A 16,036-nucleotide genomic window follows, 5' to 3' on the forward strand; every position below is an offset into this window, starting at 1 on the left:
AGTTAGTCAGCCGTTTAAACACATATGAGAACGTACATATTTTCCATAATCGTATTATTTATAGTTTATTTAACACCTGCACACGCATTTCAAAAGGATAAAGACCATTTTGTAGTGGTTTTAGATGCTGGTCATGGTGGTCATGATCCTGGTAATTTAGGAAGTGGTTATAAAGAAAAAGATATCGCTTTAAAAATTGCTTTAGAAGTAGGTAAGGAGTTATCAAAACATAAAGACATAAAAGTAATTTATACACGTAAAACAGACGTCTTTCTAGAGCTTCATGAAAGAGCTGCTATTGCAAACAAAGCAGATGCCGATTTGTTTGTATCTATTCACTGTAACTCTCACCACTCAAGTGCTCATGGTACCGAAACGTTTGTTTTAGGAGCAGCAAATACACAACGAAACTTTGAAATAGCTAAAAAAGAAAACGAAGTAATTTTCTTAGAGGCTAACTATGAAACACACTACGAAGGGTTTAACCCTAATTCTCCTGAGTCATCTATAGGTTTGGGTGTCATCCAAGAAGTGTATACTGAAAATAGCATTAAACTAGCTAGACTTATTGAAGATAACTTCTCCGGGAAATTATCAAGAAAGAGTAGAGGTGTAAAACAAGCAAGTCTTTGGGTATTGCACAACACTTACATGCCAAGTGTATTGGTTGAAGTTGGTTTTTTAACCTACAAACCTGAAGGAAAGTTTTTAAATTCTTCTGGTGGTCAAACATCAATGGCTATAGGTATTAGAGATGCTATTTTAAGTTATAAAGATGAATTATCATTAAATGTAGGTGAAAGTATTTTTTCTGATAAATTACCAGATAAACAACCACCTATAGAAAACGAAACCATATCAGAAACTAAAGAAGTCTTCCCGAATATTGTGTTTAAAGTTCAAATAGCAGCAAGTTCTAGACAACTAGAGCCTAAACCTTACAACTTTAAGGGACTAGATAATATCTCTAGAAAAAAGGAAGATGGCTTGTACAAATATTATTATGGTTATACTTCAGATTATAACGAAGTGCAAAGACTTCAAAATGAAGCTAAAGCTAAAGGCTATACTACCTGCTTTATAGTAGCTTATAAAGACGGAAACAAAATAGATGTTTCAGAAGCCATTAAAAGTACCTCTAATTAGAAACATTCTTTATATATTTATCATTAATTTTGTGTAACCAAACACACTGAACATTGAAAATATCAAGAGAAGTTAAAACAGCTATACTGGTCATATCAGGAATTGTTCTGTTTATTTATTTATTCAATTACTTAAAAGGTGAAAATCTTTTAGATTCTTCAAGAACCTATTATACTGTTTATGATAATGTTGAAGGACTTGCGCCTTCTACGCCTGTAACCATTAATGGCTTTAGTGTAGGTAAGGTTCAAGATATTTCTTTTACCGATGATGGATCAGGAAAATTATTGGTAAAATTACTTGTTGACAATGATTTTAAATTTTCTAAAAATAGTAAAGCGCAGTTATACGATTTAGGCTTAATAGGAGGAAAAGGAGTAGCAATTATACCAGCGTTTGATAATGCCGAAATAGCAAAAAGCGGCTCGTATTTAGAGTCTAGTGTTAAAGGTGGTTTGTCTGAATTGGTTAATCAGCGCTTAACTCCTTTACAAGAGAAAATTGAAACTATGATGGTGAGTGCAGATTCGTTACTGTCTAATTTAAATGATGTGTTTGATGAAGAAGCTAAAGCAAATTTAAGAGGTAGTATTGCTGGTTTAAACCAAACCATTTCTTCTTTCAAAAGCACGTCTGAAACCATAAACAAATTATTAAAAGACAATCAAGAAAGTTTAAACAGTACGTTAGCCAATGCTGAAAACTTAACCAATAACTTGTCTAAAATAACCGATTCAGTTGCCGATGCCAATTTAGGTGCAACCTTAAAGAATTTACAACAAACCGTTAACGGACTCAATAGCGTGTTGGCTAGTATAGATAATGGTGAAGGTACTATTGGTAAGTTATTAAAAGACGATGCTTTATATAAAAATTTAGAAGGCGCTTCAAAAGAAATGGAGTTATTACTATTAGATATAAAACTACATCCTGCACGATACAGACGTATTTTATCTAAAAAGGAAATCCCTTACCAAGCACCTACTGAAGAACAAATGAATTAGATTATTTCTACTATGCAATTTATACCAAACATACTTTTTGCTATAGCACTTATTCTTGGAATAGGATTTTTTGCAAAAAATGTCAAAAAACTTATTCGTAACATCAAACTAGGACAAGATGTTGATGTAAGCGATAATAAATCACAACGATGGAAAAACATGACCATGATTGCTTTAGGGCAAAGCAAAATGGTAAAACGTCCAATTGCAGGTGTACTTCACGTTATTGTATATGTAGGCTTTGTAATCATCAATATTGAAGTACTTGAAATTATTATCGATGGACTTTTTGGAACGCATCGCCTATTTTCAAAAATGGGAACATTATATGGTGTTCTTATAGGCACTTTTGAAGTATTAGCAGCATTAGTATTTGTATCAGTTATAATATTCTGGGTTAGAAGAAATATTATTAAGCTACAACGTTTCTGGAAATCTGAAATGAAAGGTTGGCCAAAAAATGATGGTAACTTCATTTTATATTTTGAAATGGTATTGATGACTTTGTTTTTGGTTATGAATGCTACCGATGTTCATTTTCAAGATATGAATTCAGGTAATGTGATTAGTCAATACATAGCGCCTTTGTTTTCTGGATTAGCAGATTCTACATTGCATATTATAGAGCGTAGTGCTTGGTGGCTGCATATTTTAGGAATTTTAGTATTCCTTAATTACTTATACTATTCAAAGCATTTACATATTTTACTTGCATTTCCAAACACTTACTACGGAAAAGTAAATCCAAAAGGACAATTAAACAATTTAGAAGCAGTTACTAACGAAGTTAAAATGATGATGGACCCAAATGCAGATCCATTTGCAGCACCTGAAGAAGGCGCAGAAGACGAGGTTCCTGCAAAGTTTGGTGCTAGTGATGTGCAAGATTTAAACTGGGTACAACTACTTAATGCTTATACATGTACTGAGTGTGGTAGATGTACAAGCGAATGTCCTGCTAACCAAACAGGAAAAAAATTATCGCCTCGTAAAATCATGATGGATACTCGTGATCGATTAGAAGAAGTTGGTAAAAATATCGATGCTAATGGAGGTGAATTTAAAGATGATGGAAAACAACTCTTAGGAGATTATATCTCTACCGAAGAACTTTGGGCATGTACAACCTGTAATGCTTGTACAGAAGCGTGTCCTGTAAGTATCGATCCATTATCAATTATTATAGAAATGAGACGTTATTTAGTAATGGAACAAAGTGCTGCTCCAATGGAGCTTAACAATATGATGACCAATATTGAAAACAATGGAGCACCTTGGCCATATAACCAAATGGACCGTTTAAATTGGGCTAACGAAGAATAATATTAGGGTATGAGCGAGAAACTAAAAGTGCCTACAATGGCAGAGTATATGGCAGAAGGTAAACAACCAGAAATTTTATTTTGGGTTGGATCTGCTGGTAGTTATGACGATAGAGCAAAAAAAATATCAAGAGCTTTTGTTAAAGTACTTCATAAAGCTAATGTTGATTTTGCAGTATTAGGAACCGAAGAAAGTAATACTGGAGACGTAGCTAAACGCGCAGGAAATGAGTTCTTGTTTCAAATGCAGGCAATGACAAATATTGAAATACTAAATGCTTACGAAGTAAAACGCATAGTAACTGCGTGTCCACATTCATACAATACCTTAAAAAACGAATATCCTCAATTAGGTGGTGTGTACGAAGTATTACATCATACTCAATTTATTGAAGAATTGATGAGTTCTGGTCGATTAAAACTAAAAAGTGACTCCACTTTAAACGGAAAACGTATTACGTTTCATGACCCTTGCTATTTAGGAAGAGCTAACGAGGTGTATGAAGCACCTAGAAACCTACTTAAAAGTTTAGGTGTTGATTTAGTAGAAATGAAACGTAACCGAAGTACAGCTTTATGTTGTGGTGCTGGAGGAGCTCAAATGTTTAAAGAACCTGAAAAAGGAGATAAAGACATTAACGTGCTACGTACTGAAGACGCGCTTAAAACAAATCCGAATATAATTGCTACAGGTTGTCCGTATTGTAATACAATGATGACCGATGGTGTTAAAGCTAAAGAACGCGAATCTGATATTAAAGTATTTGATATTGTTGAAATCATAGCAAATAGCGAAGAGCTTTAATAAATTAAAACAAAAAAATGCTAGTAGATTTTGATACATTACCAGACGAATCTAGAGTTTGGATATACCAAGCCAACCGTTCATTTAACGACGAAGAGCTTGCTCAATTAGAAGAACAATTAAGTCAGTTTATTCAAAACTGGACTGCTCACGGAAGCAATCTTCAATCAGGATACAAAATTGTTTATAAGCGATTTATAGTAATTGCATTAAATCAAAACTTTAACCAAGCATCAGGGTGTAGTATTGATGCTTCAGTGCATTTTATTCAGCAATTAGAAAAGCAGTACGATGTAGATTTAATGGATAAAATGAATGTGTCTTACAAACAAGGAGAGTTTATAGCATACAAGCCACTTATGGACTTTAAAAAGATGGCTAAAGACAAAGCTGTGTCTAAAAACACCATTGTATTTAATAATTTAGTGACTAACATTGCTGAGTTTAAAGACAGTTGGGAAGTACCTGCAAGCGAGAGTTGGCATAGTCGATTTTTAAATTGAAAAATTAACCTTGTTTTTACACGCCAAAACTTTTATAATTCAAATAGTTTAGTCATTTTTACTTCTCTTTTTAACGAGACACATAGTTCAAATGGCAAACGACATCTTTTTACTTAACATTTCAGGACAAGATAAACCAGGTTTAACTTCAGCTTTAACAGGTGTTTTAGCTCAATATGGTGCAAAAGTTTTAGATATTGGTCAAGCTAATATTCATGATACTTTGTCCTTAGGTATTTTGTTTGAAATAGGTACAGGAAAAAAATCGGCTGCAGTTTTAAAAGACTTACTTTTTAAAGCTTATGAACTTAATATCACTGCTAAGTTTACACCTATTTCTTTAGAAGATTATGAAAGTTGGGTGAACCTTCAAGGCAAAGACCGTTACATTGTGACTATTCTAGGTGAACGATTAGCAGCAGAACAAATCTCAGAAGTCACCAAAATCATTTCTGATAAAAACTTAAACATTGACTCTATAAAACGTTTAACAGGGAGAACCTCTTTAGTTAAAGAAGAAGAATACCCAAGAGCATCAATTCAATTATCAATACGAGGAAAAATTGATGATAAGCAAGAGCTTACAGCAAAATTTGTACAGGTTTCAAAAGAACTGGATGTTGATATTGCTTTTCAGGAAGACAATATATTTAGACGCAACAGACGCTTGGTGTGCTTTGATATGGATTCTACCTTAATTCAAACTGAAGTTATTGACGAGTTAGCAGAACTTGCTGGTGTAGGAGAAGAAGTAAAAGCCATTACAGAATCTGCTATGCAAGGTGAAATTGATTTTAATGAAAGCTTTAAAAGACGAATGAAGCTTTTAAAAGGACTTAGAGAAGAAGTGCTACAAGACGTTGCTGAAAGATTACCGATTACAAAAGGCGCACGACGATTAATTGATACACTACATAACTACGGATTTAAAACAGCAATCCTTTCAGGTGGATTTACATATTTTGGAGATTACCTTCAAAAAAAGCTAGACATAGACTACGTGTTTGCAAACCAATTGGAAATTAAAGATGGTGTCTTAACAGGTGGTTATCTTGGAGAAATAGTTGATGGTAATAAAAAAGCTGAATACTTACAGTTATTGGCTGAAAAAGAAGGGATAGATATTAGTCAAACCATTGCTGTTGGTGATGGAGCCAATGATTTACCAATGCTAAATCTTGCTGGTTTAGGAATAGCGTTTCATGCTAAACCTAAAGTGAAAAATAATGCACAAAGTTCAATTTCAAGTATTGGTTTGGATGGTGTATTGTACCTATTAGGTTATCACGATAGACATATTGACTTGTTGGATTAACAGTTGTTAATTATCTTCTTTATAAATCTATCTTAAAGTCCTTCAAACTTCTTTGCAAAAATGGTATTTTGGCATAGTTTTTAATTCATTATACCAAAAACTTTAATGTATGAGATGCATTTTCTCCCTTATATCTATCATATTCCTCTCTTTTACTACTATAAGTTGTGCTCAAGAAGAGAAACAGCAAGTATTACCACAGCAAGATTTAACAAATCCATTGCTTCATAAAGATGTTGAAGCACAACAAAAATGGGTTGATAGCATTTACAATGCTATGTCTTTGGAAGAAAAGTTAGGACAATTGTTTATGGTTCAGGTGTTTTCTAGTCAAGATAAAGCGACTAAAACCAAAATAGTTAAACTTATTAAAGACCAACACATAGGTGGATTAATTTATTCAAAAGGAGGACCTGTGCGTCAAGCTAGACTTAATAACGAATTGCAGGCAGCTGCTAAAGTTCCGTTGTTAATTGGTATGGATGCAGAATGGGGTTTAAGCATGCGTTTAGATTCTACTTATGCATTTCCTTGGAATATGACACTAGGAGCTATTAGAGATAATGCATTAGTTGAAAAAACAGGTTATCAAATAGGAGAGCATAACAAACGTCTTGGAGTGCATTTTAATTTTGCGCCAGTTGTAGATATCAATACAAATCCTAAAAACCCAATTATTGGTAATCGTTCGTTTGGTGAAGATAGAGATAACGTTACCGAAAAAGCTTTAGCATTTATGAAGGGAATGCAAAGTGCTGGAGTATTGGCAAACGCTAAACATTTTCCAGGTCATGGTGATACCGAAAGCGATTCACATAAAACATTACCTACGATTACATTTGATGAAAAACGAATTGACTCTATAGAGCTATATCCTTACAAAAAACTAATAAAAGAAGGCTTAAGCAGTGTTATGGTTGCACATCTTAGCGTACCTAGTTTAGAACCAAGACCAGGTTATCCTTCGTCATTATCTAAACACATTGTTACTGATATTTTAAAAGACTCACTTCAGTTTAAAGGATTAATTTTTACTGATGCGCTTGAGATGAAAGGTGTTGCTGATTATGTAGAAAAAGGAATAGATGGAAACAGTACTACAAAAATGCCTCAAGGAGGTGAAAATGATTTAAAAGCCTTTTTAGCAGGTAATGATGTGATGCTAATGTCTGAAAACCCTGAACAAGCCATAAAACTATTTGCTACTGCTTATACTGATAGTATTATTACTGAAGAACGATTATCGCATTCGGTGAAAAAAATATTGATGGCAAAATATAAAGTTGGTTTAAATAAGTATTCTCCTATAGGAATCCACAATTTGGTTGAAGACTTAAATAGACTTAAAGATGATTTGCTGTACGAAAACCTTATGGAGAATGCGATAACGGTTGTGCGTAATAAAGAAGATATCTTGCCTTTACGAAAGCTTGATGAAAAGAAAATTGCTTATGTAAGCTTTGGTGATGATGATGGTACTCCGTTTTATGAGGAATTAAAAAAGTACACTAAAGTACACCATGTCAAAGCCGAAAAGCTTGATGAATTACTTACTAAACTTCAAAACTATAATACTGTAATTGTTGGGTTACATAAGTCTAATGCTTCGCCTTGGAAAGACTATAAGTTTAAAGATCAAGAATTGGTTTGGCTGTACGAAATTGCAAGAACCAATAAAGTTATTTTAGACGTATTTGCACGTCCTTATGCGCTAATCGATTTGCATACTGTTGAAAACATTGAAGGTATTGTGGTGAGTTACCAAAACAGTACTATAGCTCAGCAAAAATCTGCTCAAGTAGTATTTGGAGCTGTTGCTGCAAAAGGCGCATTACCTGTGTCTACAGGCATTCATTTTAAAGTAGGCGACGGAATTACTTATAACAGTATAAAGTCATTAAGTTATGGCTTGCCAGAGCAAGTTGGTATGAGTTCTGAAAAGTTATCAAAACTAGATTCTGTGGCTAATTATGCAATTAGTAACCAAATGACTCCTGGTATACAGCTATTAGTTGCCAGAAAAGGGAAAGTGGTTTACAACAAAAACTTTGGAAAACATAGATACGAAGGAGATGACAAAGTAAAATTTGAAGATTTGTATGATGTAGCTTCTTTAACCAAAATTTTGGCAACACTACCATTGCTTATGGAGTTAGAAGAAAAAGGTGCAGTATCGTTAGATACTAAACTATCTAAAATATTACCTGAGTATAAAAGTTCGAATAAATCTGACATTACCATAAAAGAAATGCTATCGCATTATGCAAGATTAAAACCTTGGGTTCCATTTTATGCAGCCACATTAGATAGCGTCACAAAAAAACCAGATGCTAAATACTACCGAAGAAAATACAGTCCTAACTTTAGTATTAAAGTAGCAGAAGAAGTTTATCTACGTCACGATTATCCTGATTCTATACAAAAAATCATAAAGGATAGCGATTTACTATCAAGACAAAGGTATAGGTATAGCGATTTACCATATTATATTTTAAAGAAATATATTGAGAGCTATTATGACAAACCTCTAGATGAACTAGTTCAAGAACACTTTTACCAATCATTGGGAGCAAATTATACTACATACAATCCGTCACAACTTTTTAGTAACTCACAGATAGTTCCTACTGAAATTGACGACTATTACAGATATCAAGAAGTACATGGTTATGTACATGACATGGGAGCAGCAATGCAAAATGGAGTAGGTGGTCATGCAGGAATTTTCAGCAATGCTAATGATGTTGCCAAAATCATGCAAATGTTTTTGCAAAAAGGCTTTTATGGAGGTAAGCGATACTTTAAAACAGAAACTTTAGATAAGTTCAATAAATGTTACTATTGTCATAGAGACAATAGAAGAGGAGTTGGTTTTGATAAACCACAATTAGGAGAAGAAGGTCCAACCTGTGGTTGTTTATCCTTACAAAGTTTTGGACATTCAGGGTTTACAGGAACCTATGCTTGGGCAGATCCTGAAGAAGAAATAGTTTATATCTTTTTAGCAAATAGAACCTATCCTAGAGCTGGAAAAAACTTGCTTTTAAGAGAAAATATTAGAACAGAAATACAACGTTTAATTTACGAAGCGATTACAGAATAAAAATGAAAATAGGAATTGTTTGTTATCCTACATTTGGAGGAAGTGGAGTTGTTGCTACCGAACTTGGTTTAGAACTTTCTAAACGTGGTCACGAAATACATTTTATCACTTACAGTCAACCAGTACGACTAGAATTATTAAGCACAAAAGTACACTTTCATGAAGTAAATGTACCTGAATATCCATTGTTTCATTATCAACCTTATGAGTTAGCATTATCTAGCAAGTTGGTAGATATGGTAAAGCTTCATGGTATTGAAATACTACACGTGCATTATGCGATTCCTCATGCTTATGCAGCTTACATGGCTAAAAAGATGTTGCAAGAAGAAGGTATTTATGTTCCTATTGTAACAACCCTTCACGGAACAGATATTACGCTTGTTGGTAACCATCCATTTTATAAGCCTGCAGTAACATTTAGTATCAACAAATCTGATGCTGTAACGTCAGTTTCTGAAAGTTTAAAAGAGGACACTTTAAGATTATTTGATATAAAAAATGATATAGAAGTTATTCCAAACTTTATTGATGTTGGTAAATACAAGCATACGTTTACCGATTGTCAACGAGGTATGATGGCTAATGAAGACGAAAAAATAATTACCCACATTAGTAACTTTAGACCTGTAAAGCAAATTACTGATGTTGTAAAGGTGTTTTATAATATTCAAAAGGAAATTCCTGCTAAACTAATGATGGTAGGAGAAGGTCCTGAGCGTAAACCTGCTGAACAATTATGCGAACAGTTAGGAATAAGCGATAAGGTTATTTTCTTTGGTAATAGTAATGAAGTTGATAGAATTTTGTGTTTTAGTGATTTGTTCTTGTTGCCTTCAATAACTGAAAGTTTTGGATTAGCGGCTCTTGAAGCTATGGTGTCTGGAGTTCCTGTTATTTCTAGTAATACAGGTGGAATTCCAGAGGTAAATATTGAAGGAGTCACAGGGTTTTTAAGTAATGTAAATGATGTGGAAAGTATGAGTAAAAATGCAGTTCATATTTTAAGTGATGAAGAACGCTTAGCAAGATTTAAGCAAAACGCTAGGGAAGAAGCAGCTAAGTTTGATATTCATAAAATAGTTCCGCAATACGAAGCAATATATAAAGATACCTTGCAAAAATGTATGGTACTGTAAAAAAGAAAAACCACCTTTTGCAAGGTGGTTTTTTTATAAAAGTAGTTTCTTAATTATTAGAATTGATATCTAATACCTAAGGCTATATCAAAATCAACATCGTCTCTATAGTCTCCAAAGCCTAACTCTGGTCTAAAGTCAAGTGACAATAATAAAGGAATATCAAAATTATATTCAATACCTATATCACCAGCAGCAAAGATGAATGTTTCATCATCAAAATCATTGTTATCGAAGCTGTACGAACCAACTCCACCACCAGCACCAGCATACCAGTTAAAGCCACCATCTATGTTCCAAACCCATTGGTATAAACCAGCAAGTTTAAAACCGTCGTATCCATTTCCACTTCGCCAACCTAAATCAAACTCTAATCGGTTATTATCACCTAATCCTCTTTGGTAAGAAACTTCTGCTCCAAATCCGTCACTATCACCTAGTCTAAGACCTATAGCGTTTGGAGAAATATCTTGCGCATTCGATAATGTAGTAAAGCCAATAAATGCAATGGCTAATAAAAATAATTTTTTCATAAATTTTAAAGTTTTAAAGTTTTAACGCAGCTACTTAATGTTTATTTTAGTTGAATAATAAATATAAGCAAAAAGAGCATGCATAGTATATATACGATAAAAATAAATATTAAGATGTTAAGAATATGCTAAAGAGCCTAAAAGCCCAACTAGATGGTGAGTTGTTTTTTGACGATTTAACAACGTCTATTTATGCTACTGATGCCTCTGTTTATCGCATGAAACCTTCTGCTGTTGCATACCCAAAAACAGTACAAGACATTAAAACACTTATTGCTTATGCCAATACAAATAACACCTCATTAATACCTAGAACCGCAGGAACATCATTAGCAGGACAATGTGTTGGTGAAGGTATAGTAGTGGATGTATCTAAGTATTTCACAAAAATTATCTCTCTTGACGAAGAGAATAAAACAGTTACTGTTCAACCAGGAGTGGTTAGAGATGCGCTTAACAACTATCTAAAACCTTACGGACTCTTTTTTGGACCTAATACATCAACATCCAATCGTTGTATGATAGGAGGAATGGTTGGCAATAATTCATCAGGGACAACCTCTATTCAGTATGGAGTTACAAGAGATAAAGTTGTAGAATTACATACTGTGTTGAGTGATGGAAGCGAAGTGGTTTTTGGAGATCTATCCAAAAATGAATTTAACACTAAAATGGCATTAAATACTTTAGAAGGTCATATTTACAAAAGTATGTTCTTTGAATTAGAACCTGAAACTGTTAGAGCCAATATAAAAACTAATTTTCCAAAACCAGAAATTCATCGTCGCAATACTGGTTATGCTATTGACGAACTTATAAATACCGAACTTTTTGAAGGAGAACACCCTTTTAATATGTGTAAGCTACTTTCTGGTAGCGAAGGTACTTTGGCATTCACAACGCAAATCACTTTAAAACTTGACGAGCTACCACCAACCAAAAGTATAATGGTAGCTGCACATTTTAGTACTATAAACAGTTGTCTTGATGCAGTTGCAGCCACTATGAACCATAACTTGTACACTTGCGAAATGCTAGATAAAACCATATTGGATTTAACAAAGCATAACAAAGTTCAACAAGCTAACAGGCAGTTTATTAAAGGTGATCCTGAGGCTATATTAATGTGCGAAATTAGAGCAAATACCATTGATGAAGCTAAAAAACAAGTAGAAGCATTAATAAAAACTATAGAATTAACAGGCTTAAGTTATGCTAATGTTATTCTAATGGATGACGCTATTGATAAAGCCAACGAACTTAGAAAAGCAGGTTTAGGTTTGTTGGGTAATATGATTGGTGATAAAAAGTCTGCTGCATGTATTGAAGATACTGCTGTTGCGCTTCCCGATTTAGCAAATTACATTAGTGAGTTTACACAAATAATGAATGGCTATAAGCAAAAAGCTATTTATTATGCACATGCTGGAGCAGGAGAATTGCATTTAAGACCAGTTTTAAACCTTAAAAAGTCTGAAGATGTTATTTTATTTAGAAAAATAACCACTGATGTAGCAAAATTAGTGAAGAAATATAAAGGCTCTATGAGTGGAGAACATGGAGATGGTATTGTAAGAGCTGAATTTATCCCGATGATGATTGGTGAGGAAAATTACCAATTATTAAAACGTATCAAATCTGCTTTTGACCCAAACAATATCTTTAATCCTGGAAAAATTGTAGATGCATATCCAATGGACGAATCTCTACGTTATGTTCCTGACAGAAAAGAACCAACAGTTGAAACACTAATGGATTTTTCAGCATCAGAAGGCATTTTACGTGAAGCTGAAAAGTGCAATGGTTCTGGTGATTGTAGAAAATTACCTGAATTTGGAGGAACAATGTGTCCAAGTTATCGTGCTACTAAAAACGAAAAAGACACCACAAGAGCTAGAGCTAATGCATTGCGTGAGTTTTTAACACAATCGGATAAAGTAAATAAGTTTAATCATTATGAATTGAAAGAAGTGTTCGATTTGTGCTTGAGCTGTAAAGCCTGTGCTAGTGAATGTCCAAGTAGTGTGGACGTAGCTACTCTAAAGGCTGAGTTTCAGTATCAATATCAAAAGGCAAACGGATTTAAATCTAAAGACCGTTTTTTTGCACAATCCACTAAGTACAATAAACTAGCTGCTCAATTTCCTAAGTTATCCAATGCATTATTTCAGCAGAAATTCACATCAAGTATCATTAAAAAGAGCATTGGTGTTCATGCAAATAGAAGTTTGCCAAAAGTTACCAAGCCTTTTTCTAAGCTACAACAGCATCAAACGAATACTACTAATAAACCTATAAAAACGGTTTATCTTTTCGTAGATGAATTTATTAATTACTTAGAATCCCATATAGCTCTTGATGCTAAAATTCTTTTAGAAGCCTTGAATTATAAAGTGGTTATAATAGACACTTTAGAAAGTGGACGAAGCTATATTTCAAAAGGGTTTTTGAAAGAAGCTAAAGCACTGACTAATAAAAGTATAAGTTATTTTAACTCATTAATTACTGAAAGTACACCGTTAGTAGGTATTGAACCTTCAGCTATATTAACTTTTAAAGACGAATATATAAAATTAGCGGACGATAAAACATCTGCTGAAGCAATTGCAAAACACACCTTTTTAATAGAAGAGTTTATCCAACAAGAAATTGAATTGGGTAACATAAAACCAGAGCAATTTACTTTAGAAGCAAAAACTATCAAGTTTCATGGACATTGTCATCAAAAGGCATTGGTAAATCAACTTTCTAGTTTTACAGTTTTAAATCTTCCTAAAAACTATAAAGTCACTATTATTCCTAGTGGTTGTTGTGGAATGGCTGGAAGTTTTGGTTATGAAAAAGAGCATTATAAAGTGAGTATGCAAGTTGGCAATCAAACCTTGTTTCCAGCTGTAAAAAAAGCCTCTAAAGATGTGATTATTTCAGCTAATGGAACTAGTTGTAGACATCAAATAAAAGATGGAACTTCTAAAGAAGCTTTGCATCCAATTACTATATTAAAAGAAGCTTTATTAAAGTAAAAACTACTTTTTACTGTGTTGGTCAACGATAGTTATAGCAGCTATTAAGTCTTTTACTTCCATGTCTTTTATATCTTCATCAGCAAAGAATGGAGAGAGTTTGTCTTTACTATAATTGTATATTTTCCAACGTTTAAATTGGTATTCTAAAGCGGTAAAATTCTCAACCCAATCACCAGAATTCAAATAGGTAGTTTTACCGTGTTTATTTTCTTTAATAATCATTTTAGGTTGATGAATATGACCGCAAATAACATAGTCATAACCGTTTTCAATAGCTAAATCTGAAGCTACCTCTTCAAAATCATTAATGTATTTTACAGCACGTTTAACGCTGTTTTTAATCTTTTTGGATAGTGAGTATTTTTCTTTACCCATTCGTTCTAAACACCAGTTAGTAAAACGGTTGAGAAGAATTAATAAATCGTAACCATAACCACCTAATTTCGCTAACCATTTTGCGTTTTGAATAGACACATCAAATACGTCACCATGGAAAATCCAAGCTTTTTTTCCGTCAAGCTCTAATACAATTTTATCAACTATAGAAATTTTTCCAATTTTGGTATCGCTAAATTTACGTAGCATTTCATCATGGTTCCCTGTAATGTAAATAACTTCTACACCATCTGAAGCCATGTCAATTATTTTCTTGATCACTCTTAAATGTGACTTAGGAAAATAACGTTTGCTAAACTGCCATATATCGATAATATCGCCATTTAGCACTAACTTTTTAGGCTGAATGCTGTTAAGGTAGGTAAGTAATTGTTTAGCGTGACAGCCATAAGTTCCTAGATGTACATCAGAAATTACAGCTACTTCTACTTTTCGTTTAATCTTCAAGGCAAATACTAGGTTTTAAATGCAAATAACACATTTATATATTACTTAATGTTTAAGAGCCAATTAATTAACCGTGAGTTTATGGTTAAGAGAATGTTATTAAATTTCCTTAGCTAAAGGCAGTCTTTATGAAATTCAATTTTTGTTTCTGTAATATTACATTTACATTAGCGTAAAATAAATGTATATGGCAGGAAATTCCTTCGGAAAATTATTTAAGCTTACCACATTTGGTGAGTCTCATGGAGTAGCAATAGGTGGTATTATTGATGGTTGTCCAGCAGGTTTAACTTTAGATTTTGATGCAATTCAAAATGAATTAAACCGAAGAAAACCAGGACAATCAGACATTGTTACCCAACGTAAAGAACCTGATACTGTAGAGTTCTTATCAGGTATTTTTGAAGGTAAAACTACAGGAACTCCTATTGGTTTTACAATTCACAACACCAATCAAAAATCAAAAGACTATTCGCATATAAAAGATACTTACAGACCAAGCCATGCCGATTATACATACGACCAAAAATATGGCACAAGAGATTATCGTGGTGGAGGTCGTAGTTCTGCTAGAGAAACTGCAAGTAGAGTAGTAGCAGGAGCTATTGCAAAGCAAATTTTAAAAGACATAAAAATAAATGCTTACACATCTTCAGTTGGTGATATTTATTTAGAAAAACCTTATCAGGACTTAGATTTTAGTAAAACCGAAAGCAATACAGTGCGTTGTCCTGACGATGCTGTTGCAGAACAAATGATTACTAAAATAAAAGCCATAAGAAAAGAAGGTGATACTATAGGTGGCACTGTGACTTGTGTGCTTCAAAATGTTCCTATTGGTTTGGGAGAACCTGTGTTTGATAAGCTTCACGCTGAATTAGGTAAAGCCATGTTATCCATAAACGCTGTAAAAGGATTTGAATACGGAAGTGGATTTTGTGGTACAAAAATGAAAGGTAGTGAGCATAATGATTTATTTAATTCTGATGGAAGCACAAAAAGTAACTTATCTGGAGGTATCCAAGGTGGAATAAGCAATGGAATGGACATCTATTTTAGAGTTGCTTTTAAGCCAGTTGCTACAATAATGCAAAATCAAGACACCATAAATAGTGAAGGAGAAATGGTAGAAATGCACGGAAAAGGAAGACATGATCCTTGTGTAGTTCCAAGAGCAATTCCAATTGTTGAAGCCATGGCTGCATTGGTATTAGCAGATTACGCACTTCTGAGAAGGCAAGAGTCTCGCGATTGGTAAGAGTTAAGTTTAATTTAAATGAATTTCTGCTTTTGTAGA

At 33.5% G+C, this 16,036-nt stretch carries 12 protein-coding genes; 10 read left to right on the top strand and 2 right to left on the bottom strand.

All coding sequences use genetic code 11. From position 1 onward, the window contains the following. Positions 1 to 24: 24 nt before the first annotated feature. From ABD011_RS09810 to bshA, 8 genes are all read left to right on the top strand, one after another. Positions 25 to 1,146, top strand: a complete 1,122-nt coding sequence (locus ABD011_RS09810; RefSeq protein ID WP_343797877.1) for an N-acetylmuramoyl-L-alanine amidase — start codon at positions 25 to 27, stop codon at positions 1,144 to 1,146. Positions 1,147 to 1,199: 53 nt separating this feature from the next. Further along, positions 1,200 to 2,150, top strand: a complete 951-nt coding sequence (locus tag ABD011_RS09815) for an MlaD family protein (RefSeq protein WP_129760017.1) — start codon at positions 1,200 to 1,202, stop codon at positions 2,148 to 2,150. Positions 2,151 to 2,162: 12 nt separating this feature from the next. Then, positions 2,163 to 3,473: a 4Fe-4S dicluster domain-containing protein gene (locus ABD011_RS09820; protein WP_343797881.1), complete on the top strand. Its 1,311-nt coding sequence runs from the start codon at positions 2,163 to 2,165 to the stop codon at positions 3,471 to 3,473. A 9-nt stretch (positions 3,474 to 3,482) separates the two neighbouring features. Continuing rightward, on the top strand, positions 3,483 to 4,277 hold the full coding sequence (locus ABD011_RS09825; protein ID WP_129760019.1) for a (Fe-S)-binding protein: 795 nt from the start codon (positions 3,483 to 3,485) through the stop codon (positions 4,275 to 4,277). A 17-nt stretch (positions 4,278 to 4,294) separates the two neighbouring features. Beyond that, entirely contained in the window at positions 4,295 to 4,780 is a 486-nt protein-coding gene (locus ABD011_RS09830) for an ABC transporter ATPase (RefSeq protein ID WP_134198902.1), read from the top strand. Positions 4,781 to 4,871: 91 nt separating this feature from the next. Beyond that, positions 4,872 to 6,095 (top strand): phosphoserine phosphatase SerB, encoded by a 1,224-nt coding sequence (gene serB / locus ABD011_RS09835; protein ID WP_131506632.1) that lies wholly within the window; start codon positions 4,872 to 4,874, stop codon positions 6,093 to 6,095. Positions 6,096 to 6,204: 109 nt separating this feature from the next. Next, positions 6,205 to 9,198 carry a serine hydrolase domain-containing protein gene (locus tag ABD011_RS09840; RefSeq protein WP_343797885.1) on the top strand — a complete coding sequence of 998 codons (2,994 nt, stop codon included), beginning with the start codon at positions 6,205 to 6,207 and terminating at the stop codon, positions 9,196 to 9,198. 2 nt (positions 9,199 to 9,200) lie between these two features. Then, positions 9,201 to 10,337: an N-acetyl-alpha-D-glucosaminyl L-malate synthase BshA gene (gene bshA / locus ABD011_RS09845; RefSeq protein ID WP_343797887.1), complete on the top strand. Its 1,137-nt coding sequence runs from the start codon at positions 9,201 to 9,203 to the stop codon at positions 10,335 to 10,337. Between the two features lie 56 nt (positions 10,338 to 10,393). On the opposite strand, the gene ABD011_RS09850 is transcribed toward bshA, so the two are convergent. Next, positions 10,394 to 10,870 carry a hypothetical protein gene (locus ABD011_RS09850; protein WP_134198907.1) on the bottom strand — a complete coding sequence of 159 codons (477 nt, stop codon included), beginning with the start codon at positions 10,868 to 10,870 and terminating at the stop codon, positions 10,394 to 10,396. Positions 10,871 to 10,995: 125 nt separating this feature from the next. On the opposite strand from ABD011_RS09850, the gene ABD011_RS09855 reads away from it, so the two are divergent. Beyond that, entirely contained in the window at positions 10,996 to 13,893 is a 2,898-nt protein-coding gene (locus tag ABD011_RS09855) for an FAD-binding and (Fe-S)-binding domain-containing protein (RefSeq protein ID WP_343797889.1), read from the top strand. Between the two features lie 3 nt (positions 13,894 to 13,896). Here the strand turns inward: ABD011_RS09855 and ABD011_RS09860 are convergent, their stop codons facing one another. After that, positions 13,897 to 14,739: a UDP-2,3-diacylglucosamine diphosphatase gene (locus ABD011_RS09860; RefSeq protein WP_129760027.1), complete on the bottom strand. Its 843-nt coding sequence runs from the start codon at positions 14,737 to 14,739 to the stop codon at positions 13,897 to 13,899. Between the two features lie 187 nt (positions 14,740 to 14,926). On the opposite strand from ABD011_RS09860, the gene aroC reads away from it, so the two are divergent. Then, a complete protein-coding gene (gene aroC / locus ABD011_RS09865; RefSeq protein ID WP_343797893.1) occupies positions 14,927 to 15,997 on the top strand; it encodes a chorismate synthase in 1,071 nt (356 codons plus the stop codon). The last annotated feature ends 39 nt before the right edge of the window (positions 15,998 to 16,036 follow it).

The organism is Gaetbulibacter jejuensis (genome assembly GCF_039524015.1).
Lineage (GTDB): Bacteria > Bacteroidota > Bacteroidia > Flavobacteriales > Flavobacteriaceae > Gaetbulibacter_B > Gaetbulibacter_B jejuensis.

What these genes read in the sequence shown, in the direction of transcription:
- ABD011_RS09810 (WP_343797877.1), top strand. Translation starts at nt 25, where the DNA reads ATGAGAACGTACATATTTTCCATAATCGTATTATTTATAGTTTATTTA.
- ABD011_RS09820 (WP_343797881.1), top strand. Translation starts at nt 2,163, where the DNA reads ATGCAATTTATACCAAACATACTTTTTGCTATAGCACTTATTCTTGGA.
- ABD011_RS09825 (WP_129760019.1), top strand. Translation starts at nt 3,483, where the DNA reads ATGAGCGAGAAACTAAAAGTGCCTACAATGGCAGAGTATATGGCAGAA.
- ABD011_RS09830 (WP_134198902.1), top strand. Translation starts at nt 4,295, where the DNA reads ATGCTAGTAGATTTTGATACATTACCAGACGAATCTAGAGTTTGGATA.
- serB (WP_131506632.1), top strand. Translation starts at nt 4,872, where the DNA reads ATGGCAAACGACATCTTTTTACTTAACATTTCAGGACAAGATAAACCA.
- ABD011_RS09840 (WP_343797885.1), top strand. Translation starts at nt 6,205, where the DNA reads ATGAGATGCATTTTCTCCCTTATATCTATCATATTCCTCTCTTTTACT.
- bshA (WP_343797887.1), top strand. Translation starts at nt 9,201, where the DNA reads ATGAAAATAGGAATTGTTTGTTATCCTACATTTGGAGGAAGTGGAGTT.
- ABD011_RS09850 (WP_134198907.1), bottom strand. Translation starts at nt 10,870, where the DNA reads ATGAAAAAATTATTTTTATTAGCCATTGCATTTATTGGCTTTACTACA.
- ABD011_RS09855 (WP_343797889.1), top strand. Translation starts at nt 10,996, where the DNA reads ATGCTAAAGAGCCTAAAAGCCCAACTAGATGGTGAGTTGTTTTTTGAC.
- aroC (WP_343797893.1), top strand. Translation starts at nt 14,927, where the DNA reads ATGGCAGGAAATTCCTTCGGAAAATTATTTAAGCTTACCACATTTGGT.